General features: G+C 71.7%; 21 protein-coding genes and 1 pseudogene. 15 read left to right on the plus strand and 7 right to left on the minus strand.

The window, feature by feature from the left end; translation table 11 throughout:
* Positions 1–2: 2 nt before the first annotated feature.
* On the plus strand, positions 3–1,454 hold the full coding sequence (locus ACIHFB_RS41645) for a condensation domain-containing protein (protein WP_400129602.1): 1,452 nt from the start codon (positions 3–5) through the stop codon (positions 1,452–1,454).
* Between the two features lie 70 nt (positions 1,455–1,524).
* On the opposite strand, the gene ACIHFB_RS41650 is transcribed toward ACIHFB_RS41645, so the two are convergent.
* The gene (locus tag ACIHFB_RS41650; RefSeq protein WP_400129603.1) at positions 1,525–1,824 is read right to left on the minus strand and encodes a hypothetical protein; all 300 of its coding nucleotides are present in this window, start codon (positions 1,822–1,824) and stop codon (positions 1,525–1,527) included.
* Positions 1,825–2,302: 478 nt separating this feature from the next.
* Here ACIHFB_RS41650 and ACIHFB_RS41655 point away from each other — a divergent pair, with 478 nt between their 5' ends.
* The 7 genes from ACIHFB_RS41655 to ACIHFB_RS41685 all read left to right on the plus strand — a co-directional run bounded on the left by ACIHFB_RS41655 (position 2,303) and on the right by ACIHFB_RS41685 (position 8,977).
* On the plus strand, positions 2,303–3,049 hold the full coding sequence (locus ACIHFB_RS41655) for a thioesterase II family protein (RefSeq protein WP_400129604.1): 747 nt from the start codon (positions 2,303–2,305) through the stop codon (positions 3,047–3,049).
* A 32-nt stretch (positions 3,050–3,081) separates the two neighbouring features.
* Positions 3,082–4,152, plus strand: a complete 1,071-nt coding sequence (locus ACIHFB_RS41660) for an AfsR/SARP family transcriptional regulator (protein ID WP_365284679.1) — start codon at positions 3,082–3,084, stop codon at positions 4,150–4,152.
* 63 nt (positions 4,153–4,215) lie between these two features.
* Positions 4,216–5,412, plus strand: coding sequence for a serine hydrolase domain-containing protein (locus tag ACIHFB_RS41665; protein ID WP_400129605.1), 1,197 nt, complete (start codon positions 4,216–4,218; stop codon positions 5,410–5,412).
* A gap of 34 nt (positions 5,413–5,446) precedes the next feature.
* The gene (gene argC / locus ACIHFB_RS41670) at positions 5,447–6,475 is read left to right on the plus strand and encodes an N-acetyl-gamma-glutamyl-phosphate reductase (RefSeq protein WP_365284674.1); all 1,029 of its coding nucleotides are present in this window, start codon (positions 5,447–5,449) and stop codon (positions 6,473–6,475) included.
* Positions 6,472–7,623: a bifunctional glutamate N-acetyltransferase/amino-acid acetyltransferase ArgJ gene (gene argJ / locus ACIHFB_RS41675; protein ID WP_400129606.1), complete on the plus strand. Its 1,152-nt coding sequence runs from the start codon at positions 6,472–6,474 to the stop codon at positions 7,621–7,623. Before argC ends, argJ begins: the two co-directional genes overlap by 4 nt.
* Positions 7,620–7,760: a hypothetical protein gene (locus ACIHFB_RS41680; protein WP_365284670.1), complete on the plus strand. Its 141-nt coding sequence runs from the start codon at positions 7,620–7,622 to the stop codon at positions 7,758–7,760. Before argJ ends, ACIHFB_RS41680 begins: the two co-directional genes overlap by 4 nt.
* On the plus strand, positions 7,757–8,977 hold the full coding sequence (locus ACIHFB_RS41685; protein ID WP_400129607.1) for an acetylornithine transaminase: 1,221 nt from the start codon (positions 7,757–7,759) through the stop codon (positions 8,975–8,977). Before ACIHFB_RS41680 ends, ACIHFB_RS41685 begins: the two co-directional genes overlap by 4 nt.
* Before the next feature lie 359 nt (positions 8,978–9,336).
* Here ACIHFB_RS41685 and ACIHFB_RS41690 read toward each other — a convergent pair whose 3' ends face one another.
* Positions 9,337–10,323, minus strand: a complete 987-nt coding sequence (locus ACIHFB_RS41690; RefSeq protein WP_365284666.1) for a ParB/RepB/Spo0J family partition protein — start codon at positions 10,321–10,323, stop codon at positions 9,337–9,339.
* 455 nt (positions 10,324–10,778) lie between these two features.
* Here ACIHFB_RS41690 and ACIHFB_RS41695 point away from each other — a divergent pair, with 455 nt between their 5' ends.
* Positions 10,779–11,444 (plus strand): LmbU family transcriptional regulator, encoded by a 666-nt coding sequence (locus tag ACIHFB_RS41695; protein WP_400129621.1) that lies wholly within the window; start codon positions 10,779–10,781, stop codon positions 11,442–11,444.
* 27 nt (positions 11,445–11,471) lie between these two features.
* Here the strand turns inward: ACIHFB_RS41695 and ACIHFB_RS41700 are convergent, their stop codons facing one another.
* Complete coding sequence (locus ACIHFB_RS41700; protein ID WP_365284662.1) at positions 11,472–12,116, minus strand: FMN-binding negative transcriptional regulator; 645 nt, start codon at positions 12,114–12,116, stop codon at positions 11,472–11,474.
* A 265-nt stretch (positions 12,117–12,381) separates the two neighbouring features.
* On the opposite strand from ACIHFB_RS41700, the gene ACIHFB_RS41705 reads away from it, so the two are divergent.
* From ACIHFB_RS41705 to ACIHFB_RS41715, 3 genes are all read left to right on the plus strand, one after another.
* Complete coding sequence (locus tag ACIHFB_RS41705; protein ID WP_365284660.1) at positions 12,382–13,734, plus strand: lysine N(6)-hydroxylase/L-ornithine N(5)-oxygenase family protein; 1,353 nt, start codon at positions 12,382–12,384, stop codon at positions 13,732–13,734.
* A 334-nt stretch (positions 13,735–14,068) separates the two neighbouring features.
* Complete coding sequence (gene argB, locus ACIHFB_RS41710; RefSeq protein ID WP_365284658.1) at positions 14,069–14,977, plus strand: acetylglutamate kinase; 909 nt, start codon at positions 14,069–14,071, stop codon at positions 14,975–14,977.
* A 215-nt stretch (positions 14,978–15,192) separates the two neighbouring features.
* Positions 15,193–15,684: a hypothetical protein gene (locus ACIHFB_RS41715; RefSeq protein WP_365284656.1), complete on the plus strand. Its 492-nt coding sequence runs from the start codon at positions 15,193–15,195 to the stop codon at positions 15,682–15,684.
* A gap of 19 nt (positions 15,685–15,703) precedes the next feature.
* Here ACIHFB_RS41715 and ACIHFB_RS41720 read toward each other — a convergent pair whose 3' ends face one another.
* Positions 15,704–16,165, minus strand: coding sequence for a nuclear transport factor 2 family protein (locus ACIHFB_RS41720; RefSeq protein ID WP_365284654.1), 462 nt, complete (start codon positions 16,163–16,165; stop codon positions 15,704–15,706).
* A 181-nt stretch (positions 16,166–16,346) separates the two neighbouring features.
* Between ACIHFB_RS41720 and ACIHFB_RS41725 the strand changes: the two genes are divergently transcribed.
* Together ACIHFB_RS41725 and ACIHFB_RS41730 are read left to right on the plus strand one after the other, a co-directional pair.
* Positions 16,347–20,528 carry an amino acid adenylation domain-containing protein gene (locus ACIHFB_RS41725; protein WP_400129608.1) on the plus strand — a complete coding sequence of 1,394 codons (4,182 nt, stop codon included), beginning with the start codon at positions 16,347–16,349 and terminating at the stop codon, positions 20,526–20,528.
* 339 nt (positions 20,529–20,867) lie between these two features.
* Complete coding sequence (locus ACIHFB_RS41730; RefSeq protein WP_400129609.1) at positions 20,868–23,117, plus strand: MMPL family transporter; 2,250 nt, start codon at positions 20,868–20,870, stop codon at positions 23,115–23,117.
* An 88-nt stretch (positions 23,118–23,205) separates the two neighbouring features.
* Here the strand turns inward: ACIHFB_RS41730 and ACIHFB_RS41735 are convergent, their stop codons facing one another.
* Complete coding sequence (locus ACIHFB_RS41735; protein ID WP_365284647.1) at positions 23,206–23,631, minus strand: nuclear transport factor 2 family protein; 426 nt, start codon at positions 23,629–23,631, stop codon at positions 23,206–23,208.
* Between the two features lie 237 nt (positions 23,632–23,868).
* Positions 23,869–24,063, minus strand: coding sequence for a DUF5302 domain-containing protein (locus tag ACIHFB_RS41740; protein ID WP_365284644.1), 195 nt, complete (start codon positions 24,061–24,063; stop codon positions 23,869–23,871).
* 172 nt (positions 24,064–24,235) lie between these two features.
* On the opposite strand from ACIHFB_RS41740, the pseudogene ACIHFB_RS41745 reads away from it, so the two are divergent.
* Positions 24,236–24,625 (plus strand): annotated as a pseudogene (locus tag ACIHFB_RS41745) (DegT/DnrJ/EryC1/StrS family aminotransferase); the annotation flags it as partial.
* Here the strand turns inward: ACIHFB_RS41745 and ACIHFB_RS41750 are convergent.
* Entirely contained in the window at positions 24,590–25,114 is a 525-nt protein-coding gene (locus tag ACIHFB_RS41750; RefSeq protein WP_400129622.1) for a KR domain-containing protein, read from the minus strand. The pseudogene ACIHFB_RS41745 and the gene ACIHFB_RS41750 overlap by 36 nt on opposite strands.
* Positions 25,115–25,117: the final 3 nt, after the last annotated feature.

Genomic DNA, 25,117 nt, shown 5'->3' on the forward strand with positions numbered 1-25,117 from the left:
GCATGACCACTGCTCTCAAGGACGACTTCGAGGAGCGCAGCCGGCTGGAGGCCCGGCTGCTCGCCCGGCGCCGGGCACCGTCCACCCTGCCGGTACTGCCCAGGCCCGACGACGGCGAGCTGCGCTTTGCCGCGTCGCCCGCCCAGGAGGGCATGTGGGAACGCCTCGCGACGGCGCGCCGCCAGCCGTTGATCGTGGGCGGCCTGCGCCTGACCGGGCCGCTGGACTCCGGGGCGCTGCTCGCGGCCTGGAATCAGGTGGCGGCCCGCCATGAGACGCTGCGCAGCGCCTACCGGGTCGAGGCGGGTGCCCTCACCCAGGTGGTCGCGGCGCGCCCCGCGCCGGACTTCGGCATTCGTGCCGCGCGCCCCGGCGAGGCGGAGTCGTTCAACGACGCCGAGCAGGCCCAGCAGTTCGATCTCGGCCAGGGACCGCTCGCCCGGCTCAGGGTGCTGCGGGAAGGTGCCGACGAGCATCTGGTCGTGGTGTGCCTGCACCATCTCATCGGCGATGCCCGCGGTCTGGAGTGCGTCACGGCGGAGCTGTCGGCGCACTATCTGGCCGCCGTCACCGGCACGGCACCTCGGCTGCCCGAACTCCCGGTGCAGTACGCCGACTTCGCCGCCTGGCACCGGGCACGGATCGGCGGCGAGCTCGGCCGGCGCACGGTCGCCTACTGGGCCGAACGCCTCAGGGGCGCCGTGCCCGCCGAGCTGCCGACCGACATCGGCGGGCGGGGCACGGGGCCGGCGGACGGATACGAGGACGGCGACATCGCCGGCCGCACCGTCTCCTTCGACCTTCCCGACGAGGTGTTCGCACAGGTGCGGGAGGTGGCCGTACGCCATCGCACCACGTTGTACGTCGTCGGTCTCACCGCCTTCCAGATCCTGCTGGCCCGTTGGTCGGGCCGGCCGGACATCTGTGTCCGTGCCCCGGTCTCCTACCGTGACCGCGGCGAACTGCACCATCTGGTCGCGGACTTCTCCAACGACGTCGTGGTCCGCGCCGACTTCACCACCGCCCGCACGCTCGCCGAGGCCGTCGAGCAGGTACGCACCACCAGCGCCGCCGACCTGGCGCAGCACGAGGTGCCTCCGCATCTGCTGGCCGCCGGGCTGCCCGACCCGACGCTGCTCGACCGGCTCTTCCAGGTGCAGTTCACCGCGGAGGATGAACTGCACCTCCCGGCGGCGGCGTCGGCCGACGGCGGTCGGACGCTGGGGCCGCTGCGAGCCCGGACCTTCTCTCCGACGGCGACGACCGTGGCACGGCCGCTCAGCGTCAGGCTGCGCCATGGCGACCGGGGCGCGCGCTGCATCCTCGCCTACCGCTCGGGCCTGTTCTCCGAGGAGCGGGTGGTGCGGCTCAAGGACGACTACTTCGCGCTCTTCGGTGAACTGGCGGCCCGGCCGCAGGGCCCGGTACTGCCCGGTGCGGCCCCTCGGTCCTGATGTGCATGCGTACGCAGCCCGGCCCGGACGGTGTCAACCGTCCGGGCCGGGCTGCGCGGGGCACTGAACGTCAGGCCGCGGGTGCCAGCTCCCGGCCGGAGACCCGCAGGATGCCCTCGTCGTCGAGCCGGGCCAGAATGCCCTCGTCGTCGAGCTCGGCCAGGATGCCCTCGTCCGTGGCCTGGGCCAGGATGCCCTCGTCGTCGAGCCGGGCCAGAATGCCCTCGTCGTCGATCTGGGCCAGAATGCCCTCGTCGTCGATCTGGGCCAGAATGCCCTCGTCCATGGCCTGAGCCGGCACGTGCGGGGTGACCAGCAGCGGGCCGGTCTCGGACGGGTAGGACTCGGTGGCCACGATCAGCGGGGTCATGGGGTTGCCCTTCCTCGGTTGGTTCCCGGCCGGTTCCGGCCAGGGTCGCCGGGTGCCGTGCTCCACCCGGCCCCTCGGCACCACCCTGCGGCCCGGCGCTTGAGGTCCGCTCAAGAACCGGACCGGTCCGGCTCGAACTCGAAAAAACAAGATCGGCTGCCTCGCGTTCCGGGGATGGGAACGTACGGCAGCCGATCGACCCGTCCGCTGTCCGCTCCGGTCCGGGCGGTGGTGCGGGACCCTGGCCTTGTGGGCCGGGCCACGGCGTCGTACGGGCTCGGCCGCCCGTGTCACCGGTGGCCGACCACCCACTGTTCCGGAGTTCTTTCGAGACCCGGGCGAGTACTGGTGGAGCCCGCCCCCCGGGGATCGCTCAAGGGCCGCCACACCGACGGAAGAGCCCGTCTGGAGCCCGCGCCCGGCCGGCCGCACGCCGTTCTATGGTCCGAGGGTGCGCGGCCCGATCCGAGGGAGAGCGATGGACAGCACACGACCTGCCCTGCGCCTGTTCGTCCTGCACCACGCGGGGGGCTCACACCTGCTGTACCGCCAGTGGCCGGCCGGGCTGCCGGACACATGGGACGTGCGGCTGCTCGACGCCCCGGGCCACGGCCTCCTCCTCGACCAGCCGCAGATCACGGACGCCGGCCGCCTCGCCGACTGCGTGCTGAGCACCATCGAATCCGAACTGACCTGCCCCTACGCCCTGTTCGGGCACAGCATGGGCGCCCTCGTGACGTACGAGATCACCCGGCGGGCCGTCGACCGGGGCCTGCCGCTGCCGGTGTGGGTGGGCCTCTCCGCACGCCCCGCACCGCAGTCGCAGGGGCAGCGGACGCGGTACCACGAGCTGCCCGACGACGAGCTGCGGACCCATCTGAAGCGGCTCGGCGGCACGCCCGACGAAGTCTTCGACGCCCCCGACCTGTGGGCCCTGTTCGCCCCGGTCATCCGGGCCGATCTGAGCCTGGTGGAGAACTGGCGCCCCGCTTCCGACACCGGTCCGCTGCCCGTGGCGCTGTCCGCCTTCGCGGGCCGCGAGGACCTCTCCGCCGCACCGCCGCAGGTGGCGGGCTGGGCAGAGCACACCGAGCACTTCCTGGGCCTGCGGGTCTTCGACGGCGGCCACTTCTACTTCCAGGACGATCCCGGGCCGCTGCTCCGGCAGATCGAACAAGACGCGACCACGGCACTCGACGCGGCGGGCGCGACGCGCTCCTCCTGAACCTCTGGTGCCGGCGCGGGTGAGGGGGAGAGATGCAGTTCCGCATTCTCGGTCTCGTGGAAGTCCAGGACGAACGTACCGGTCTGGAGATCCTGCCCACGGGTGCCAAGCAGCGTGCGCTGCTGGGGGCGCTGGTGGTGAAGGCCGGACACCATGTCTCCGTGCAGCGCCTCATCGACGAGCTGTGGGGCGAACACCCGCCCGCCAACGCGGCGAACGCGCTGCAGGTCCATGTGGCCCGGCTGCGCCGGCTGCTGTCCGTGCCGCAGGAGCAGCCCGTCGGGCACCACGAGCACCATGCGCAGCACCCGTGGATCGTGACCACCTCGCGCGGCTACTGCCTGCGGCCCGCCCCCGTCGAAACGGACGCCGCACGCTTCCAGCACCTGACCGACCAGGGCCGCCGGATCCTGCGCAGCGCGCCCGGGCAGGCCGGTGAACTGCTGCGCCGGGCCCTGTCGTTGTGGCGCGGCCCGGCCCTGGACGGCAGCGTCCTCGGCGACATCTGCGCGGTCGAGGCGGCCCGGCTGGAGGAGCACCGGCTGATCGCCCTGGAGATGATGTACGACGCGTATCTGCGCACCGGGCGCCATGGCGAGATCACCGGCGAGCTGGTGGAGCTCACCACCGACCACCCCATGCGGGAGCGGTTCTACGACCTGCTGATGGTCGCCTTCTACCGCTGTGGCCGGCAGGCGGAGGCGCTCGGTGTCTACGAACGGGCGCGCAACCGCCTGGTGCACGAACTCGGCGTCGAACCGAGCCCGGCCCTGCGCGGCCTGATGGAGGCGATCCTCCACCACGACCCGGCGATCGCCACGGCCGCGGGCCCCCGCCCGCCGTCGCAGGCCGAAAAGACGCCCGCGGAGGCGGACGCGACGGTCCACGACGCGGTGCGCCCCCTCTACGAGGAGATAGCCCGCCTGCACGGTCGCATCGAGCGACTGGAACGCGAGCAGAACCAATTGTTGTGCCGCTTCAATGAGTTGACGGCGAGCACCGCACAGCGGGTGACGGACGGCTCGGGGCGCGGCCTGGGGGCCGTCCACCGGGGCCGTCTCGCGCACCGACGTGACGAGCAGCTCCAGCCGCCCGCGGCCTGACCTGACCGGCTGCGGTACGCACCTCCCCAACACGACTCTCAGGAGCGGGAAATGACGATGTCGATGACGATACGGACGAGACCAGGGGCCGGCGTGGTCGGGCTGGCGGCGATCGCGATCACGGCCACCGCCTTCACGGGTCCCGCCCGGGCGTCGGGGGACACGGCTCCCAAGGCGGCCGGCCACCAGGCGACGCAGCGCGCGATCGACGCGACCGTCGCGGCCGGTGTGCCCGGCGTCACCGCCGAGGCACGGGACGCGGACGGGGTCTGGAAGTCGGCTGCGGGCGTGGGCGACCGGACGACGGGTGCGCCGCGCGGCAAGAACGACCGGTTCCGGGCCGGCGGCATCACCAACACCTTCGTGGCGACGGTGCTCCTCCAGATGGAGGCGGAGAAGAAGCTCAGTCTCGACGACACCGTGGAGCGTCATCTGCCCGGGCTGGTGACGGGCAACGGCAACGACGGCAGCAAGATCACCGTACGGCAGCTCCTCAACCACACCAGCGGTCTGTTCGACTACATCCTCGACGTGACGTACTACGAGACGTACATCCTGGGCGACGGCTTCCTCCAGCACCGGTACGACACCCTGACGCCCCAGCAGCGCCTGAAGGTGGCCTTCTCCCACGCGCCGCTGTCCCAGCCCGGTGCCGGGCACTCGTTCTCCCACACCAATGACGTCCTCGCCGCGCTGATCGTCGAGAAGGTCGGCGGGACGTCGTACGAGAACGAGGTGCGCAGGCGCATCATCAAGCCCCTGGGGCTCAAGGCGACCTCCCACGCCGGCACGGGCACCCGGCTGCCCCAGCCGAGCAGCCGCGGCTACTCCAAGCTGTTCTTCAGCTCGCAGCCCGACCGGATCGACGACGTCACCGAGTTGAACGGGTCGCAGGGCTGGGGCGACGGCGACATCATCTCCAGCGCGGGCGACCTGAACCGGTTCTACGGCGCCCTGATGGGCGGGAAGCTGCTGCCGGCGCAGCAGCTGAAGGAGTTGAAGACGACCGTCGTCAACCCCGATTTCCCGAGCGCGTCCTACGGACTCGGCGTCGAACAGCTCACGCTGAGCTGCGGTACGACCATCTGGTACCACGACGGAGGCACGGTGGGGTGGCTCACGCTGGCCGCCTTCACCGAGGACGGCCGCCACCAGCTCACGTTCAACTACAACAGCGACTGGGAAGTATCGGGGATCTTCCCCACCCTGAACGCCGAGTTCTGCGACCCGTCTTCCCTGGGAAAGCCCGGATCGCGTTAGAACGGAACGGCATGTCTGTCGACGGGGAGGTTCTATGGCAGTGCGAGCGGCCGTGGCCGGAGCGAGCGGTTATGCGGGGGGCGAGCTTCTGCGCCTGCTCCTGGCCCATCCTGAAGTGGAGATCGGTGCACTGACCGGGCACTCCAGCGCGGGACAGCGTCTGGGCACCCTGCAACCGCACCTGACTCCGCTGGCCGAGCGGGAGGTACGGCCCACCACGGCCGACGCCCTCGAAGGGCATGACGTGGTCTTCCTGGCCCTGCCGCACGGCCAGTCCGCCGCCCTTGCACGGCAGTTGGGCGACGACACGCTCGTCGTCGACTGCGGCGCGGACTTCCGTCTCGCGGACGCGGCCGACTGGGAGCGGTTCTACGGCTCGCCGCACGCCGGCACCTGGCCCTACGGCCTGCCCGAACTGCCCGGCGCCCGCGCCGCGTTGGCGGGCACCCGGCGTATCGCGGTGCCGGGCTGCTACCCGACCGCCGTGCTGCTGGCCCTCTTTCCCGCGTACGCGGCGGGGCTGGCCGAGTCCGAGGCGGTGGTCGTCGCGGCGTCCGGCACGTCCGGCGCCGGGAAGACACCCAAGGCGGACCTGCTCGGAGCCGAGGTCATGGGCTCCATGCGACCGTACGGCGTGGGTGGTGGCCACCGGCACACGCCTGAGATGATGCAGAGCCTCAGCGCCGTGGCGGGTCGCCGGGTCGCCGTCTCCTTCACCCCGACCCTGGCCCCCATGCCCCGCGGCATCCTCGCCACCTGCTCCGCCGCCGCGCGGCCCGGGGTCGGTGCGGGCGAGGTACGGGCCGCGTACGAGAAGGCGCTGGGCGACGAGCCGTTCGTCCGGCTGCTGCCCGAGGGGCAGTGGCCCGGCACGGCGGCCGTGTACGGCTCGAACGCCGCGCAGATCCAGGTGACCCTCGACCCCGCGGTCGGCCGGATCATCGCGATCAGCGCCATCGACAACCTCACCAAGGGCACCGCGGGCGGGGCCGTCCAGAGCATGAACGCCGCCCTCGGCCTCCCCGAGCACCTGGGGCTTTCCACGATCGGAGTCGCACCGTGAGCGTCACCGCAGCACGAGGCTTCACCGCGGCGGGCATCGCCGCCGGAATCAAGCAGAACGGCAACCGGGACCTGGCGCTCGTCGTCAACAACGGGCCGTGTCACGCCGCGGCGGGCGTCTTCACGTCCAACCGCGTGCAGGCCGCCCCCGTCCAGTGGTCCCGGCAGGTCCTCGCGGACGGTGAGATCCGCGCCGTCGTGCTCAACTCCGGCGGCGCCAACGCCTGCACCGGTCCGCAGGGCCTGAAGGACACCGGCGCCACCGCCGAGAAAGCAGCCGAACGGCTCGGCCTGAACGCGGCGGACGTGGCGGTCTGTTCCACCGGGCTGATCGGTGTGCCGCTGCCCATGGACCGGCTCCTGGCCGGCGTGGACAGCGCCGTCACCCGGCTGTCGGAGTCCGGCGGCGAGGACGCGGCCGTCGCCGTCATGACCACCGACTCCGTGCACAAGACGGCCGCCGTCAGCCGGGGCGGGTGGACCGTCGGCGGCATGGCCAAGGGCGCCGGGATGCTCGCCCCCGGGCTCGCCACCATGCTCGTCGTGCTCACCACGGACGCCGCCGTGGAGGGCGCGGACCTGGATCGGGCGCTGCGCGACGCCACCCGGGTCACCTTCGACCGGGTCGACTCCGACGGCTGCATGTCCACCAACGACACGGTGTTGCTGCTCGCCTCCGGAGCCTCCGAAGTCACCCCGGAGCCCGGTGAGTTCGCCGAGGCCGTCCGCGCGGTCTGCGCCGACCTGGCCCGGCAGCTCATCGGGGACGCCGAGGGTGCGAGCAAGGAGATCCGCATCGAGGTCCTGGGCGCCGCGAGCGAGGACGACGCCGTCGAGGTGGGCCGCTCCATCGCCCGCAACAACCTCCTCAAGTGCGCCCTCCACGGCGAGGACCCCAACTGGGGCCGCGTCCTGTCCGCCATCGGCACCACCTCCGCCGCCTTCGAACCCGACCGGCTGAACGTCGCCATCAACGGCGTCTGGGTCTGCAAGGACGGATCGGTCGGCGAGGACCGCGCGCTGGTCGACATGACGGACCGCGAGGTCACCATCACCGCGGACCTCACCGCGGGCACGGCCTCCGCCGTCATCTGGACCAACGACCTCACCGCCGACTACGTCCACGAGAACAGCGAGTACTCCTCATGAGCGCGGCGCTGCCATGGACGGGGCGCCGTCACGGCAGGACCGTCGTGATCGAATCCGGCGGCACCGCCATGGTCGACGACGACCGGATCGGCGCGGACGCAGAGCTTCGACGCACCTTCGAGGGAGCGGTGGCATGAGCGACGGCCTGGACATCACCGGGACGGGCAACGCGGCGCTGACCCGTCGCTGGCAGGGCGTCATGATGGACAACTTCGGCACTCCGCGGCTGCCGCTGGTCAAAGGCCGGGGCGCCCGGGTGTGGGACGCGGAGGGCAACGAGTACCTCGACTTCACCGGCGGCATCGCGGTCAACGCGCTCGGCCATGCGCATCCCGCGGTCGTACGGGCCGTGTCCGAGCAGGTCGCCTCACTCGGCCATGTCTCGAACCTGTTCATCGCCGAACCGACCGTGCGGCTCGCCGAGCGCCTGCTCCGACTCACCGGGCGCCAGGGCCGGGTCTACTTCTCCAACTCCGGCGCCGAGGCCAACGAGGCGGCGTTCAAGATCGGCAGGCTCACCGGCCGTACGCACATGGTGTCGGCCGCCGGCGGCTTCCACGGCCGCACCATGGGGGCCCTGGCCCTCACCGGCCAGCCCGCCAAGCAGCGCCCCTTCCAGCCGCTGCCGGGCGACGTCAGCCATGTGCCGTACGGGGACGTCGAGGCCCTGCGTGCCGCCGTCACCCCGGACACCGCGCTGCTGATGCTGGAGCCCCTCCAGGGGGAGAACGGCGTCGTCGTGCCGCCGCCCGGCTATCTGCGCGCCGCCCGCGAGATCACCGCGGCGACCGGCACCCTCCTCGTCCTGGACGAGATCCAGACCGGCATCGGACGCACGGGCCGCTGGTTCGCCGCCCAGGCCGAAGGCGTCGACGCGGACGTCGTCACCCTCGCCAAGGGCCTGGGCGGCGGTCTGCCCATCGGCGTGACACTCGCCTTCGGCACGACCGCGGACCTGCTCACGCCGGGCACACACGGCTCCACCTTCAGCGGAAACCCCGTGGTGTGCGCGGCCGCCCTCGCCGTACTGGACACCATCGAAGGCACGGGCATCCTCGACCACGTGACCAGAACAGGGGAGCGCCTACGTCGCGGCCTTCAGACCCTGGACCACCCACTGATACGCGAAGTCCGCGGCGCCGGCCTGCTGTTGGGCATCGCACTCAACGGAAACCTCGCACCGCACGTACAGCAGGCGGCCCAAACCAAGGGCCTCCTGGTGAACGCCGTGACCCCGGACGTCATCCGACTCGCCCCACCCCTGATCGTGTCGGACCGCGAAGTGGACACCTTCCTCGACTGCTTCGGGGCGGCCCTGTCTGCGGCGCGGGGTGAGATGGAGGCGGTGGTCTGACCCTGCCGGGCGTCGAGTTCGCCAGCGCAACGGCCGTGCAGCCCGCGAGAGGACATCCGCACGGTGTCCGAGCCGGCTCCGTGCGAGACCTGTCCGCGGCGCGCGGTGAGGCGGCGGCGAACTCACCCCGCCGGGCGTCGAGTTCGCCAGCACTACGGCGTGCAGCCTGCGCGCGGTGTCCGGGCACACTCCGTGCGAGAGCCGTCCGCTGCGCGCGGTGACGTGGCGGCGACGATCTCACCCCGCGGGGCGTCGAGTTCATCGGCGAGGCGCAGCCAAGGGTCAGCGCAGCGGCGTAGAGCCTGCGCGAGGGGGTCCGTGGCGTGCGGCGAGGCATCGGCGGCGGGCCGGCTCGTGGGTCACATCCGTCGGGTGTCGAGTTCGTCGGCGAAGCGCAGCCAGTGGGCGGCGCAGCGGCGGGCGGCCTTGGCGAGGGCGTCTGTGCGGTGGGCCGGCACGCTTCGGGCGAGGCGGAGCCACTTCGTGTCGTCGCCGATCGAGTGGACGCTCAGCAGGTGGAGCAGCGTCCGGCCGGCCTCCGTGCGCAGGGACGGGTCCTTGCGCAGGTTGGGGAGGAGTCGGTCGAGGGCCGTTGCGGAGGGGCGGGGCGGGGCAGGCTCGGGCGCCGGTGAACTCGGCTTCGTCGGCTGTCGCTTGGCCGGCAGGGGGTCCTGGCCCTGTCGGATGCGGTCCCGGACGTCCTTGGCGGTGGCCGTGGCGATGCCCGCCTGCTGGGCTATCGCACGCAGCGACGCCCCGGGGTTGGCGGCGATCAACTTACCGGCCCGCAGCCGCCCTTCGGTCGCCTGGAGCGGACGGACGCGTCCGTCCCGGCCCACGCGTGCGTTCAGCTGTTCGTTCCGGCCGGTCGAACGACGCCGGATGGCCGCGACGGTGCTGGCCGCCAGCCCGACGCCCGCGGCGATCCGCCGGTCCGACCAGTACGGGCGGGCCCCCAGGATCCGCTGCGCCGCGGCCGTCCGGTCGGCCTGAGACAGCGGCAGCCCGTGGGTGATGTTGAGCCACACCGCCAGGGTGAAGGCCTCCACTTCACCGCCTTCGAAGAACTCCACGTCGATGGAGTCGTCGCCGCGCAGCCGTGCCGCCTTGAGCCGGTGCATCCCGTCGATGACCCGCATCGTCTCGCGGTGCACCAGAATCGGCGGCAGCGGCGAATCGAGCCCCGCGAGCAGCTGGATGCGCTCGCTGTCCTCGCCGTTGATCCTGGGCGAGAAGGACTCCGGCAGTGAGTCCACGGGCATCGTGGCCCGCCGCCTTCCGGCCGGCTCCCCCGCGTCGACCGGAGCCGGGGTGCCGTCGTCGGCCGTGGCCAGTCGAAGACCCATCAGAGGACCCTCCTCCGCGATCATGACGTGGATGTACGGGCGGGCGGGCACAGAAATGGCCCGCAATCGCTGTGCGCGCGCATGGAATGGGGCGGCGGGAAATGGAGCCGTGCCTCGGCAGTGAATTCCGGCCGATATTGAACATACCCTCCGGTCAGGACGCGGTGAAGGAAAGAGGCGCTCAATGCACTGCGGCCCTGGTGGTCGTGTTTCGTCCCGTCGACGGGACGTTCGGCGCACGGTCGTTCGAGCGCCGCTCCGCCGCCGCTTCAAGCCGCCACGGGAGACTTCACGCCAGTTATGTGCACCCTTCTCATGGAGGCATGATGGTGCGTCAGGCCGGTCAATCCGCGGGGTCGCGAAACGGCCCGGCAACCGCTCTCCCGCAGCCCCCACCACCGCAGCCGCGTACTGCGGGAGCCGCACCGCGCCGCGGCCAGGTGCTGACGACCAAGGTGGGCCTTCAGATGCCGACCCAGATGGCCTACGACGAGTGGGAGCGGGCCGGGCGTCAGCTCGCCGACGTCCTCGACTCGTCCTCCTGGTGGCTGGGCGACTGGCTCGTATACGGCAAGGACCACTACACCGACCGGTACCAGCGCGGGATACGCGCCGCCGGCCTCTCGTACCAGACCCTGCGCAACTACGCGTGGGTTTCACGACGCTTCGACCTCACCCGGCGCCGCCCCACCCTCAGCTTCCAGCACCACGCCGAGCTGGCCTCCATGCCGGTCGAGGAACAGGACCTGTGGCTCGACCGCGCCGAGCAGCGGCAGTGGACGACCAAGCAGCTGCGCAGCGCGATCCGGGCCGCGCGCCAGGGCGAGCATCAGCAGCGCGGCCCCGCCGAGCCGAGCCGCCGCCTGGAGGTCCCCGGCAGCCGTCTTCAGTGGTGGCACAAGGCCGCCGAGCAGCTGGGCGTCGACTTCGAGCAGTGGGTGATGACCACGCTGGACAGCGCGGCCGCGAGCGCCCTGGAGGAGCTCGGCAGCCCGGCGGAGCGGGCGGAGATCTCCCGGGGCATCAAGGCGCCGGCCGCGCCGGCCGTGGGTGCCCCCGAGGAGAACGCACGGCCCGAGGGCCTCGCCGAGCGGACCCGGCCGGTGGCCGTCGGCGCCTGAGCCCCGGCGCCGAGAACCCACGGCAGGTCAGGGCAGCCGGCTCATCAGCCCGGCGGTCTCGCGCTTGTACGTGCACCCGCTCTGCCCGAACGACTCCCGTACCCGGTTGCGCACCTCGCCCGGTTGCTCCTGGCTGAGCTTGAACATGCCCTCGGCCCGGGTCACCGTGAGCCGGAAGGCCCCCACGCCGGGCGCGATCTTGCGGAAGTAGTCGAGCGACTCGGTCATGTCCCAGCCGTTGCCGAACGCCCCCTCGAAGGCGTGCACGGTGGACTCCACCACGCCCAGTGTCTCCTCCATCGAGTCGATCTTCTCCACCACGCCCCGGACATGCACCGCGGTGAAGTTCCAGGTCGGAGCGGCCGGGGTCACCTCGTACACCGTGGGCGACACATAGGAGTGCGGACCGGTGAACGTCAGCACCAGCACGCTGCCCGTCCGCAGCGCCGCCCAGTGCGGATTCGCCCGGTTCATGTGCCCGAGCAGCGTGGCCCCCGGCAGCTCGCCGGACCAGTCGCCGGAGGTCTCGGGGTCGAAGATGACCGGCAGATGCGTGGCGAACGGACCGTCCTCGGAGCTGCCGTTGGCCACCGCGAGCGCCAGTGGATTACCACGGATCAGGTCCACCATCCATGAACTGCCCGGTTCACGGTAAAAGCTGGGCACGAACATCTGGATTCTCCCTTTCGGCAATTGACTCGGGGCCGTGAACTGGCCTGTCGGCCCCGCCATACGGAGATGTCGAAAATCCGCGCCGACCGTAACTCCGTCCTGTCGACAGGACAACGAGTTCGGATGTCCAGCACGACTCAAGGGGCGCTCAAGTCGCCTTCATGTCGTCTTCCAGTTGCTTTCGAGGCAGGCTCAAGGCAACACTGCAGAACGGTCTCTCGGGCCATCGGCCGAGCTTTCCAGACGCAAGCGGGAGAAAATTTCTATGGGCATAGCGGATAGGCGTAACCAAGAGATCCACGACGTGGTCGGAATCGGGTTCGGCCCGTCCAACCTGTCGCTCGCGATCGCCTTGGAGGAGCACGGGACGAGCACTCCGCAGCATCCGGTCAAGTCCCATTTCTTCGAGCGGCAGCCGTCGTTCGGCTGGCACCGGAACATGCTGCTGCCGTCGACGACCATGCAGATCTCGTTCCTCAAGGACCTGGCGACCTTCCGGAACCCGATGTCCCGGTTCAGCTTCATCTCGTTTCTGCACGCCTCGAACCGGCTGGTGCAGTTCGTGAACAACCAGGACTTCTTCCCCACCCGGCAGGAGTTCCACCAGTACCTGGAGTGGGCGGCGGCCGGTCTGAGCGACCGGGTCACCTACGGCGCCGAGGTCACCTCGATCCGGCCGCTCGTCGACGCCGGGGGCCGCACGCCGGACCTCCTCGAGGTCGAGGTGCGCGGCAGCGACGGCACGACCAGCGTGGTCACCGCGCGCAACGTGGTCGTCTCGACGGGCCTGGTGCCGCGGCTGCCGGAGGGTGTGACGTCCGACGAACGGGTGTGGCACAGCTCGGAGTTCCTGGGCAGGTTCCACGCGCAGGCGCCGGAGGACCTCAAGAGCGTGATGGTGGTCGGCGCCGGCCAGAGCGCGGCCGAGATCACCCGGTTCCTCCATGACTCACTGCCGCACGCCGAGGTCTCCGCGGTCATGCCGTCCTACGGCTACTCGATCGCCGACGACACCCCCTTCGCCAACCAGGTGTTCGACCCGGACGCGGTCGACGAGTACTACTTCGGCACCGAGCGGGGACGGGACTCGTTCTGGCGGTATCACCGCAACACCAACTACTCGGTGGTCGACGCCGACGTCATCCGGGCGCTGTTCCAGCGTTCGTACGACGAGCAGGTGCGCGGCACCGAGCGGCTGCGCTTCCGCAACCTCACCCGGGTCGCCGAGGTCAAGCGCGTCGAGAACGAGACGCGGGTGACCCTGCTCTCGGTGCTCGACGACCGGACGGAGGAACTGGCCGTCGACGCGCTGGTGTTCGCCACCGGCTACGACGGTCTGGACCCGGCCCGTCTGCTCGGCGACTTCGACCGGCACTTCCAGCGCGACGCGGCGGGCAGGCACCGGGTGGAGCGCGACTACCGCCTCGTCAGCTCGACGGGACTGACCTGCGGCGTCTACCTCCAGGGCGGCACCGAGCACAGCCACGGCCTGTCGTCGGCCCTGCTGTCGAACATCGCGGTACGCAGCGGCGAGATCGCCGACTCGATCGTACTGCGCCGCACCGAGCGGGAGTTGAACGACGACTACCCCGCCGAGAAAGCACCCTCGGCCGCCTGAGGCCGCACACCGTGCAGGCGCGTCCGGCCGTTCTCACGGCCGGCGCCCCGCCAGGCAGTCGAACCATGGCAGCCCCGTGGAGAAAGCACCCTCGGCCGCCTGAAGCCGCACACCGCGGGCCGGGCCCCGGTGCCATGGCCGAGGAACCACGGCCCGTCCCATGGCAGTTCCGGGGTGCGCCCGGTCGCCTCGCGGCCGGCGCCCGTCGGCTGCGCCGAGCACTTGCTGTCCTTGATGTCCGTCACCCTGTCCTGTTCCGGGACGTGTAAGGAGTCATGTCGATGAGCTCCAACTGCCAGGCCGGCGACCTCGTCCAACGGCGTGCGAGGTTCTCATGACCGTCAGCGTGCACCCGGCCGTGGGCAAGGCCCGGTCCATCGGTGAGGCCCTGCCGTGGCTGGCCCGCCATCAGGGCCGGACGGTCGTCATCAAGCTGGGCGGACACGCCATGGTCGACGAGGACCTCACGGCGGCCTTCGCCCGCGATGTCGTCTTCCTGCGCTACGCCGGGCTGCGGCCCGTGGTGGTGCACGGGGGAGGCCCCCAGATCGACGCCGAGCTCGCGCGGCGCGGCCTGAAGCGCGAGTTCAAGGCCGGGCTGCGGGTCACCTCGCCGCCCGCGATGGACGTGGTGCGGATGGTTCTCGCCGGCCAGGTGCAGCGCGAACTGGTCGGGCTGATCAACCGCTTCGGCCCGCTCGCCGTCGGGATGACCGGCGAGGACGCGGACACCCTGACCGCGGTGCGGCACATGCCGTGGATCGACGGGGAGCCGGTGGACGTCGGCCGGGTCGGCGACATCACCGGCGTGGACACCGGCGCGCTGGACAGCCTGCTGGCGGACGGCCGGATCCCGGTGGTCTCGCCGCTCGCCCGCAGCGCCGAGGACGGTGCGGTCTACAACGTCAACGCCGACACGGTGGCCGCGGCGCTCGCGACCGCGCTGCGCGCCGAGGCGCTCGTCATGCTGACGGACGTAGCGGGTCTGTACGCGGGCTGGCCGCACAGTGACGAGGTCATCCAGCGGCTCACGGCCTGCGAGCTGGAGAAGCTCCTGCCGGAGCTGAGCGACGGCATGGTGCCCAAGATGACCGGTTGCCTGCATGCCGTCAGGGGCGGTGTGGGCGCGGCGCGGGTGATCGACGGACGGGTCCCGCACTCGGTCCTCCTCCAGATGTTCACCGACGACGGCGTCGGCACGGTGATCGTGCCGGACCCGGACGAGGCGGAGACCCTGCCGTGAACGAGTGACGGCAGCGGCAACGGCAGTGGCATCCGAAATCGACGAAACTCGAGCGAAGGCGAGGGCAGTTGCCCGTGACACACACACCCTGGGCTCCTCCCTCGGCCGATGGGCGCGTTCACGCCAGGCCGTCATCCGGCCCGGCGGACCAACACGCCCATGGTGCGGTCGACTTAACCCGGCAACAGCCGGACGCCGGGCGCCCGGTGCACGCGGTGGATCTCACGCCGCGGATCGCGGCCGAGCTGGCCGTCGCGGCCGGGACGGACGGGGACGGGGTCGGCGGGCTCGCCCGCCGTCTCGCCGTCTCCCTCACCCCCGAGGCCCGGCGCGTCCTGCTGGACGCCCTGGCCGAGGCCGAGGCAGCGCACGACAACGGCCACCACCCCGCCAACGAGCCCGGCGCCCCCGGGTCGTGTCCGGCGCCCGGGAACGATCCGCCCGCCGGTCTCATCCGCCTGCGGTTCGCCGATGCGGTCGCGCTGACACGTGCCAGCGCCGCATTCGGCACCGGATCCGGCCCGCGCACAGGCGAGGCATGGAGCGACCCTGCGACGCTCACCCTCCGGATCCGCGGCGACGCCGGCATCGAGACCCTGCGGGCCGTGCTCGCGGTCCTCGACGCGGCGGCGATCACGGCCGAGTCGCTCACCGTGCACACCCACGAACTCGACGACGTCTTCGCCGCGTTCACCGATCTGCCCTGAGCTCCGGGCCGCGGTCCGCTCAGGCCAGGTCGTCGCGGGTGACCCGGCGGTGGGCGGTGCGCCACTTGCCGCGGGTGCGGACCAGGACGTCCTCCATGACACACACGTACAGGACCCTGGAGGTGCCTCCGTTCGGCGTGACGTACACCAGGGCCGAGCAGCGGGTGTGCAGCGAACCGTCCGCCTGGGGCTCCACGTCGAGCATGCCGACCCAGTGGTTCAGACGGCTGCCGGCCCGCCGCTGCCGTGCCGCGCCGTCGCGCACATAGCGGGCGAGCCCGGCGCGGGCACGCACCGGCTCGGACAGGAAGGGCAGTTCGAAGACGGCGTCCTCGGTGAAGGTGCCCGCCCAGCGCTCGGTGTCGTGCGCGTCCAGGATCTGCATCTGGTGCGCGTAGAACTGCTGCACCTCCGCGTACAGGGCGGCGAACTCCTGGCTCGGGAGCGTGCGTTCGGCCGTACCCACCTGTTCGACGGTCATGATCTCAGCCTCCGCTTCCGTCCATGTCCTCGATGCGGACAGTCTTTGGGGCGCGGATCGAGCATCCTTCAAATACTCCTCAAGCGCTCACGCCGACGGTGGCTGCCACCGGGGCCACGACAGCCCCTGCTGTGGCAGGCCGCCGTACGCGACCCTCGAGCCGCCGTCGAAGGAGCCGCCGATGTCCCTCTCCGACCTCGTCGAACAGCAGGTGCGTGCGCGTCCCGAGGCGATCGCGGTCGCCTGGCCCAGCGGCATCGCTCCCGGCACCACCCTCAGCTACGGGGAGTTGAGCCAGGCCGCCAACCGTCTGGCCGCGCATCTGACGGCGCGGGGGGTCGGCGCCGGGGACCTGGTGGTGACCTGTCTGCCGCCGGGCCCGGACCTGGTGACCGCCTTCCTCGCGATCGTGCGGGCGGGCGCGGCGTACGTACCGCTCGACCCCGGTCATCCGGCGCTGCGGCGCCGGCTGATCGCCCGGGACTGCTCCGCCCGCGCCGTGGTGACACTGGCTGCCTACGCCACGGACTTCGACGACCCGGGAGTTTCGGTCGCTCCGGTCGCTCCGGTGGGCGTTGACCTGGGCACCGAGGGCACGCGGTGGACGGAGGCCTCGGTCGCTCGGGCGGGCGTCGGCGTCGGCGTCGGCACGGCCCCCTCCCCCATGACCGTCGTCCTCGACACCGAGGCCGGTGAGATCGCGGCGCGGCCGGACGCGTTGCCCACGCTGGTGCCGGCGCCCAACGACCCCGCCTACGTCTGCTACACGTCCGGGACCACCGGCTCGCCCAAGGGGGTCGTCGTACCGCATCGGGCGGTGCTGGATCTCCTGGGGTCTGCCGATTTTCTGCGGCTGGAGCCGTGGGACGTGGTCGCGCAGGCCGCCAACCCGGCTTTCGACGCGGTCACGTTCGAGATCTGGGCGACGCTGGCCGCGGGCGGCCGGCTGGTCGGCGTGGACCGCGACACGGTCCTCGATCCGCAGCGGCTGGAGCGCTGGCTGCGTGCGCACGGCGTCACCGTGATGTTCCTGACGACGGCGCTGCTGCACCGGCTCGCCGACGAACGGCCCGCGGCCCTCGGACCGTTGCGGGCCGTGCTGTTCGGCGGCGAGGCCTGCGATCCGCGCCGGGTGCGGCAGATCATGACGGCCGGGCCGCCGGAGCGGCTGCTGCACATGTACGGGCCCACCGAGGCCACCACGTTCGCCACCTGGTACGAGGTGCGCGGGGCGCCCGCCGAGGACGCGACGGCCCTGCCCATCGGGCGGCCCGTCGGCGCGACCACGGCCGTCGTCGTCGACGAGACCGGGTTTGAGGTGGCAGCGGGCGCCACCGGCGAACTGCTGCTGGGCGGGCCCGGGCTGGCCCTCGGATATCTGGGGCAGGACCGGTTGACCGGTGAGCGGTTCGTCGAGGACCGGATCACCGGCGGCGGCCGGCTGTACCGCACCGGCGACCGGGTGCGGCTGCGCGAGGACGGCGACCTGGAGTTCGTCGGCCGGCAGGACGACCAGGTCAAGCTGCGCGGCTTCCGGGTCGAACTCGGCGAGATCGAGACCGTGTTGCGCGGACATCCGGCGGTGTCGGCGGCCGTGGCGTCGGTGCGGGAGACCCCGGACGGCGAGCGCCGCCTGGTGGCGCACGTCGTGCCCGCCGCACCGGCGGCCCGCGCACCGCGGCCCGAGACACAGCTGACCGAGTGGCGGGAGATCTACGACACCCTGTACGACGACACAGCCGCCGCCCGCACCGGGCTCGGCCACAACTTCTCCGGCTGGCACAGCAGTTACGACGACCGGCCGATCCCCGAGGAACACATCCGCGAGCTGCTGCACGCGACCGCGCGGCGCGTGCGGGAGCTGCGCGGGCGCCGGATCCTGGAGGTCGGGGCCGGTGCGGGGCTGCTGCTGGCCGAGCTCGCCGGCGACACTGAGTGCGCCGAGTACTGGGCCACCGACCTGTCCGAGGCGGCCGTGGCGGCGCTGCGCCGACAGGTCCGCGCCGATGCCCGGCTGCGCGACAAGGTGCGCGTCGACTGCCGGGCCGCGCACGACACGGACGGGCTGCCGCGGGGCCACTTCGACACGGTCGTCGTCAACTCGGTGGCCCAGTACTTCCCCGGCCTCGGCCATCTGCGGACCGTCGTCGAGCGGTTGCTGCCGCTGCTGGCGCCGGGCGGCGCGCTGTTCTTCGGCGATGTGCGCAACCTGGAGCTGGCGCGCTGTCTTCAGACCGGCGTCGAACTGGCCGCCGGCGGCACGGACCGGGACCTCGACGCGGTGCGCCGCGGGGTGGTCCGGCGGGTGGAGCTGGAGACGGAACTGCTGCTGGCGCCCGCACTGTTCGCGGGCCTGGCCCGGGAGCTGCCGGCCGTGCGCGCGGTCGACGTGCGCGTCAAGCGGGGCGGGTACGTGGACGAGCTGAGCCGGTACCGCTACGAGGCCGTGCTGAGCACCGCGGTACCCGTCGCCGACCTGGCGGACGCGCCGCGGGTGCGCTGGGGTACCGAGTTCGCGGACGTCGCGGGCCTTGAGGCGTATCTGCGCGACCGGCGGCCTGCGGTGCTGCGGATCACCGGTGTGCCCAACGCACGCGTGCACGGGGAGTGGGCCGCGGCGGCCGAACTGGACGATCCGACGGGCAGCGTCGCCCGGGCGGTCGCCCTGCTGTCCGAGGCGTGTCCCGCGCCCGGCCCGGAGGAGCTGTGCGCCGCCGCCGAACACCTCGGCTTCCACGCGCTGCCGACCTGGTCGCCCGGGGCGGCCGAGGCATTCGACCTCGTGCTGCTGGCCCCGGACGCCGTGCCGGAGGGCCCGCTGACCTCGGTGTACGCGGCGCCGGTCCGCGCGCCCGAGCGGTGTGCGGGCACGCCCAACTCCTTCGAGCGCACCGTCGACTTCGAGGCGGCCCTGCGCACCCGGCTGCGCGAGCGGCTGCCCGACCACATGCTCCCGGCCGCGCTGGTGACGCTGGACGCGCTGCCGCTGACCTCCGCCGGAAAGGTGGACCGGGGCGCGCTGCCCGTCTGCTCGTTCACCTCCGGCCGGCCCGGAACACAGCCGGGCACCCCCGTGCAGGAGATCCTGCGGGACCTGTTCGCCGAGGTGCTCGGCGTACCGCGGCGGGCGGTGCACGCCGACTCGGACTTCTTCCGGCTGGGCGGCCACTCACTGTCCCTCGCCCGTCTGCAAGGACGTATCCGTGGGATCTTCGGCGCCGCCCCGGGCAGCCACGCCCTGTACGAGGCGCCGACCCCGGCGCTGCTCGCGGACCTCGTCGGCGATCCGGCGGCCGTGGCGACCGGGCCGGTGGGGTCGGCGACGGACAGCGCGGTGCTGCCGCTGAGACTGCGCGGCGCCCTGGACGCCCGGGCGCTCAAGGCGGCGCTGGCCGATCTGGGCCGGCGCCATGAGCCGCTGCGCAACTCGCAGTTGGGGGCGGCGGGCACCCGGCTGCGGACCGTGTCGGCTCAGGACCATGTGCTGGAGCTGGCGGTGCCGGCCGACACCGTCGACCAGTGGTCCCAGCTGCCGCTGGCCATGGACCTCGCCCGGGCGTACGAGGCACGGGCCACCGGCGACACTCCCTGGTGGGCGGCCTCGGCACACGGCGAGGTGCCGCGGGCCCGCCGGGGCGACGTGACGCCGACGCCGCTGCCGGGCGCATCGGACAGCCCCGCGGACGACCCGGCCGGCACCCTGGGCACCCGGATCGACGTCGGTCTGCACGAGCGGCTGACCCGGTTCGCGGCCGGACACGACGCCACCTTGTTCATGGTCGTGCACGCCGCGCTGGCCGCACTGCTGACGCGACTCGGCGCGGGCCCGCGCACCACGGTGGCCGCACCCGTTCCGGCCCGCGGCAGCGACGCGCTGCGCCGGTCCGTCGGCCCCTACGGGCGGGTGCTGGCGCTGACCGTGGACGGCTCGGACGATCCGTCGTTCACCGAGCTGCTGGCGCGGGCCCGGGCCGCCGGTCTGACGGCCTACCGGGACGGCGAGGCGGCGCTGGCCGAGCCGGGCGGGGTGTCACTGACGGTGCTTCAGCACACATCCGACCTGTACGAGGCGGCCGGACTGTCCGTGCAGCCCGAACCCGCCCAACTCCCCTGCGCCCGCTCGGAACTGGCGTGGACCCTGGTCGAACAGCAGGACGCCGCCGGTGCGCCCGCGGGCATCGCCGTGACGACCGTGTTCCGTGCCGGCGGGGTCGGCGAGCCGGTGGCGGCATCGCTCACGGAGCAGCTGATCGCCGTACTGGACACGGCACTTCAGGACGCCGCGTGTCCGGTCAGCCGGTTGCGTCCGGCGGATCCCGGAACCCATGGCGACGATCACGTCGGCCAGCCGGGGTTGCGCTGATGCGTCGACCACGGCTCGACCGCCCCTGTAGGCGGCCTGGTCAGGCTGGGCTACGTCAGGGGGTCATGGCCGGAGCTTGTCGGCGTGGGCCCGTGAGGCTCGTAGCGCCGCCCTGATGCAGGTTCAGCGCCATGGCGAGCCACGTTGACTCATTCATGACACCGCACTCTCTGAACTGCGGTTTCTTTCCTCAATAGCGTGCCATGGTGCCGCACTGACGGCGAAATGGCTTGCGGCGGCGCCGCTAGTGATGCCATGCTGGCGCCACTTAAGCGCGGGTCTGGTGCCACCGCAGTGCCGACCTTCCCTGCCATCCCCCACCGACAGGAGTTCCCAGCCGTGGCTACCTTCCTCTACAAACTGGGCCGTCTCGCCTTCCGGCGGCGATGGCTGATGGCGCTGCTGTGGGTGGTGATCTTCGTCGGTGCGGGCCTCGCCGCCTCCTCCGCGCCGACCCCGCCCGCCGACACCTTCTCGATGCCCGGAACCGAGTCGCAGAAGGCCTTCGACCTCCTGGAGAAGAAGTTCCCGGACGCCAGCGCCGACGGGGCGAGCGCCCGGGTCGTGGTCCGCGCGCCGGCGGGCGAGAAGATCTCCGCCCCCGCGCAGAAGGACCAAGTCTCAGCCCTGATCGCGCAGTTGAAGAAGTCCCCGCAAGTGGTCTCGGTGAGCGACCCGTTCACCACGAAGGCCGTGAGCAAGGACGGCTCCACCGCCTACGCCATCGCCACCTACGAGGTCCCCGCCACCAAGGTCGACGACCGGGCGCACGACGCGCTCGACGACGCACTGGCCAAGGCCCGCGCCGACGGCCTCACCGCGGAGGCCGGCGGCGACGCCGTGAAGATCGACGCCGCGGTGAGCGGCAAGGGCGAGCAGATCGGCATCCTGATCTCCGCCCTGGTCCTGATCCTCACCTTCGGCTCGGTGATCGCCGCCGGAATGCCGCTGCTCACCGCCCTCATCGGGGTCGGCGTCGGCATCTCCGCCATCACCGCGCTCGGCTCCACCCTCGGCCTGTCCGGCACCACTTCGACCCTGGCGATGATGCTCGGCCTCGCCGTCGGCATCGACTACGCCCTGTTCATCGTCTCCCGCTACCGCTCCGAGCTCACCGAGGGCCGTGACCGCGCCGACGCCGCGGGGCGGGCGGTCGGCACCGCCGGTTCCGCGGTCATCTTCGCCGGGCTCACCGTCATCGTGGCCCTCGCCGGTCTGGCCGTGGTGAACGTCCCGATGCTCACCAAGATGGGTCTGGCCGCCGCCGGCACCGTCGCCATCGCCGTGCTCATCGCCCTCACCCTGGTCCCGGCACTGCTCGGCTTCGCTCCCGTCAAGGTCCTGCGCCGCCGGGACCGCGCCCGCTTCTCCGGCAAGCCGCTCAGCGAACGCCGGCAGCGCAAGGCCGCCAAGCGCGCCGAGAAGGACGCACGCCGGAAGCCCAACCTCGGCTCCCGCTGGGCCGGTTACGTGCTGCGCCACCCGGTCGCCGTACTGCTCCTGGCCGTCGTAGGACTGGGCGCGGTCGCCGTGCCCGCCGCCAGTCTGGAGCTCGGTCTGCCCGGCGAGGGCACCATGGCCCCCGACACCACCCAGCGCAAGGCCTACGACATGCTGTCGGAGTCCTTCGGCGCCGGATTCAACGGGCCGCTGATGATCACCGTCGAGGGCAAGGACGCGGCCGTCGCGGCCGGCACCATCGGCAAGGAACTCGCCGAGCAGAGCGGCGTCGCCACCGTCACCCCGGCCACGGTCAACGAGGCCGGCGACACCGCGATCCTGAACGTCGTCCCGGCCACCGGCCCCACCGACGGCGCGACCGAGGACCTGGTGCGCCATCTGCGCTCACTCTCCGACGGCTTCCAGGCCGACACCGGCGCCGAGGTCCTGGTCACCGGCCAGACCGCGATGTTCATCGACTTCTCCAAGACCCTCGACGACGCGCTGCTCCCCTATCTCGCCCTGGTCGTCGGCCTGGCGTTCCTGCTGCTGATGGTGGTCTTCCGCTCGGTGCTCGTCCCGCTCAAGGCGGCCCTGGGCTTCCTGCTCTCCGTGGCGGCGGCGCTCGGCGCGGTGGTGGCGGTCTTCCAGTGGGGCTGGCTCGCCGATGTCTTCGGCATCGACCAGCCGAGCCCGATCATGAGCACGATGCCGATCTTCATGATCGGTGTGGTCTTCGGCCTCGCCATGGACTACGAGGTGTTCCTGGTGACCCGTATGCGGGAGGCGTACGTCCACGGGGCGCGGCCCGACGAGGCCGTCGTCACCGGGTTCCGCTACAGCGGCCGGGTGGTCGCCGCGGCCGCCGCCATCATGATCAGCGTGTTCTCCGGCTTCATCGTGGAGAACAACGACTTCGTCAAGATGATCGGCTTCGGCCTCGCGGTCGCCGTGCTCTTCGACGCCTTCATCGTCCGCATGACGATCGTGCCCGCCCTGTTCGCCCTGCTGGGCAAGGGGGCCTGGTGGCTGCCGCGCTGGCTCGACCGGCTGCTTCCCAACCTCGACATCGAGGGCGAGAAGCTCTCCCGCACGGCTCCCGCCGGACGGGTGGCACCTCCGCGCCGCGAGCGTGAACTGGTCGACTAGAAACGTCGACCGGAAACCGGGGACCACGACCCCGGACTGAGCGTGGTCGGGCCCAGCGGCTGAGGCAGCCGCTGGGCCTGACGCGCGTTCAGAGGTTGTCGCCCCAGCCGGACTGGATCATGGTCTGGAAGGCCCAGGTGCCGTTCTTGCGGAGCAGGATGTCGGCGTAGGTCATCTCGTAGGACCCGTCGGCCGTGGTGACGGTGGAGTGGGTGAAGACCACGGCCATGGACGGGGAGAGGAAGACAGGGCTGCGGGTGTTGTCGAAGCTGATCTCCGCGGTGCCGTCTCCCATGACGTGGGCCATGGTCTCGGTGAACTGGCCGCGGTTCCACTGCGCCGACCTGCCGTTGCCCCCGGAGTCGTCACTGATCAGGTTGAGGGGAAAGACGGCCATGTCCGCCATCCGCTCGACGTCGACCTTGGTGCAGTGCGCGTCGTACTCCTCGAACCAGGCGTCGAGGCTGGCGCGTTCCTCGGCGGTGGGGGTGTAGCCGGTCTCGGGCAGGGTCACGCGGGCTCCCGTCGTACGGTCATGCTCGTCAAGTTTGACTACGGGATCAGCGTAGAGCCGCTGGAGCAGTCGGGCAAACGGTCCGGCTTTCTGGCCGAATTCCGATGCCGGGTCGAGTAATTGACCAGGGGCACTCAAGGAATACTCAAGAAACGCTCGAAAGAGAGCGGAAAAGAAAAACCGCCGTGATCCGGGGTTGCGGGATCACGGCGGGCCGTGCGGGGGTGGCGAAGGGGCTCACCCGGACTTGCGGCGGAAATTCCGGCTCTGGCCCTTGGGGCCGTTGAGGCCCTTGATCTTCTGGCGTCCCTCCAGGTGTGCCTCCTGGGACCTGTTGGTGCGGGACTTGCGCTCCAGGGCCTCGCGGAACTTGCGCTTCTCCTCGCTCTCGGGCTCGTTCTCGGCCGCGTTGTTTTCCTGCGTATCAGTCACGTATTGCCTCCCGGGTGTGTCCTCAGCTTTTTTACCTCATGGTCCGATGAAGTCAACTCGTTTTCCAGCGGTTCCCAGTTGGACCGTCCGTACGCCCGCGGTGGCGTCGGTGGTGTCATCAGGAGGGAACTTCCATGGGCGAGACCAGGGAACGGATCGCGGCGCTCGTCCGCGGTTCATCGGGACCCGCAAGGCCCATCTGACCAACTCGGGTTCCTCGGCCAACCTCCTGGCGCTCAGCTCCCTGACCTCCCCGCAGCTGGAGGAGCGACGGCTGAAGCCCGGCGAAGGGGTGATCACGGTGGCCGCGGGCTTCCCCACCACGGTCAGCCCGATCCTGCACAACGGTCTGGTGCCCGTGTTCGTGGACGTCGAGCTCGGCACGTACAACACCACCCCTGAGCGGATCGCCGCTGCGATCGGCCCGAAAACCCGCGCGATCATGATCGCACACTCCCTGGGCAACCCCTTCCAGGTCGAGGAGGTCGCCCAACTCACCGAGGACCATGCGGTCGGGGAGCTGAACTCAAGGTCCTTGAAGGGCTCTTCGGGGTCCGCGACCGCGAGCCGGGCGGGCAGTTCCACCCCGGCCGTGTCGTCCTCGGCCTCCGGTTCGATTCCGGAATCCTGCCGTACGCCGGGCAGTTCGGCGATCAGCGGGCTTGGCCGGAAGGTGGTGAATCCCTTCGCGAACCGTGGCCAGTCCATGTCGGCGAGGGCGACGCAGACGTCGTCGCGGTCCAGGGCCCGGCTCAGCGCCTCCACGGCCCGCAGCGGGTCCATGGTGCGCAGACCGCGGCTGCCGAGGAACTCCTCGACGGCCCCTTCGCCCATGTCGCCGCCCCCCAGGCCCCAGGCCCCAGGCCACGGACGTGGCGGGCAGGCCCTCGGCGCGCCGGCGTTCGGCGAGCGCGTCCAGGGCGGCGTTGGCGGCGCCGTACGCACTCTGGCCGCCGCTGCCCCACACCCCGGCACCGGACGCGTACAGCACGAACGCGTCGAGTTCGCGCGAGCGGGTCAGCTCGTGCAGGTGGAGCGCGCCCGCGTACACGTC

It is taken from the genome of Streptomyces sp. NPDC051963, from assembly GCF_044593495.1.
GTDB lineage: Bacteria > Actinomycetota > Actinomycetes > Streptomycetales > Streptomycetaceae > Streptomyces.

Coding starts and splice junctions, on each gene's coding strand:
- ACIHFB_RS41645 (WP_400129602.1), top strand. CDS start 3: ATGACCACTGCTCTCAAGGACGACTTCGAGGAGCGCAGCCGGCTGGAG.
- ACIHFB_RS41700 (WP_365284662.1), bottom strand. CDS start 12,116: ATGTTCGTGCCCAGCTTTTACCGTGAACCGGGCAGTTCATGGATGGTG.
- ACIHFB_RS41725 (WP_400129608.1), top strand. CDS start 16,347: ATGTCCCTCTCCGACCTCGTCGAACAGCAGGTGCGTGCGCGTCCCGAG.
- ACIHFB_RS41655 (WP_400129604.1), top strand. CDS start 2,303: ATGGACAGCACACGACCTGCCCTGCGCCTGTTCGTCCTGCACCACGCG.
- ACIHFB_RS41665 (WP_400129605.1), top strand. CDS start 4,216: ATGACGATACGGACGAGACCAGGGGCCGGCGTGGTCGGGCTGGCGGCG.
- ACIHFB_RS41680 (WP_365284670.1), top strand. CDS start 7,620: ATGAGCGCGGCGCTGCCATGGACGGGGCGCCGTCACGGCAGGACCGTC.
- argB (WP_365284658.1), top strand. CDS start 14,069: ATGACCGTCAGCGTGCACCCGGCCGTGGGCAAGGCCCGGTCCATCGGT.
- ACIHFB_RS41690 (WP_365284666.1), bottom strand. CDS start 10,323: ATGGGTCTTCGACTGGCCACGGCCGACGACGGCACCCCGGCTCCGGTC.
- ACIHFB_RS41720 (WP_365284654.1), bottom strand. CDS start 16,165: ATGACCGTCGAACAGGTGGGTACGGCCGAACGCACGCTCCCGAGCCAG.
- ACIHFB_RS41705 (WP_365284660.1), top strand. CDS start 12,382: ATGGGCATAGCGGATAGGCGTAACCAAGAGATCCACGACGTGGTCGGA.
- ACIHFB_RS41685 (WP_400129607.1), top strand. CDS start 7,757: ATGAGCGACGGCCTGGACATCACCGGGACGGGCAACGCGGCGCTGACC.
- ACIHFB_RS41660 (WP_365284679.1), top strand. CDS start 3,082: ATGCAGTTCCGCATTCTCGGTCTCGTGGAAGTCCAGGACGAACGTACC.
- argC (WP_365284674.1), top strand. CDS start 5,447: ATGGCAGTGCGAGCGGCCGTGGCCGGAGCGAGCGGTTATGCGGGGGGC.
- ACIHFB_RS41650 (WP_400129603.1), bottom strand. CDS start 1,824: ATGACCCCGCTGATCGTGGCCACCGAGTCCTACCCGTCCGAGACCGGC.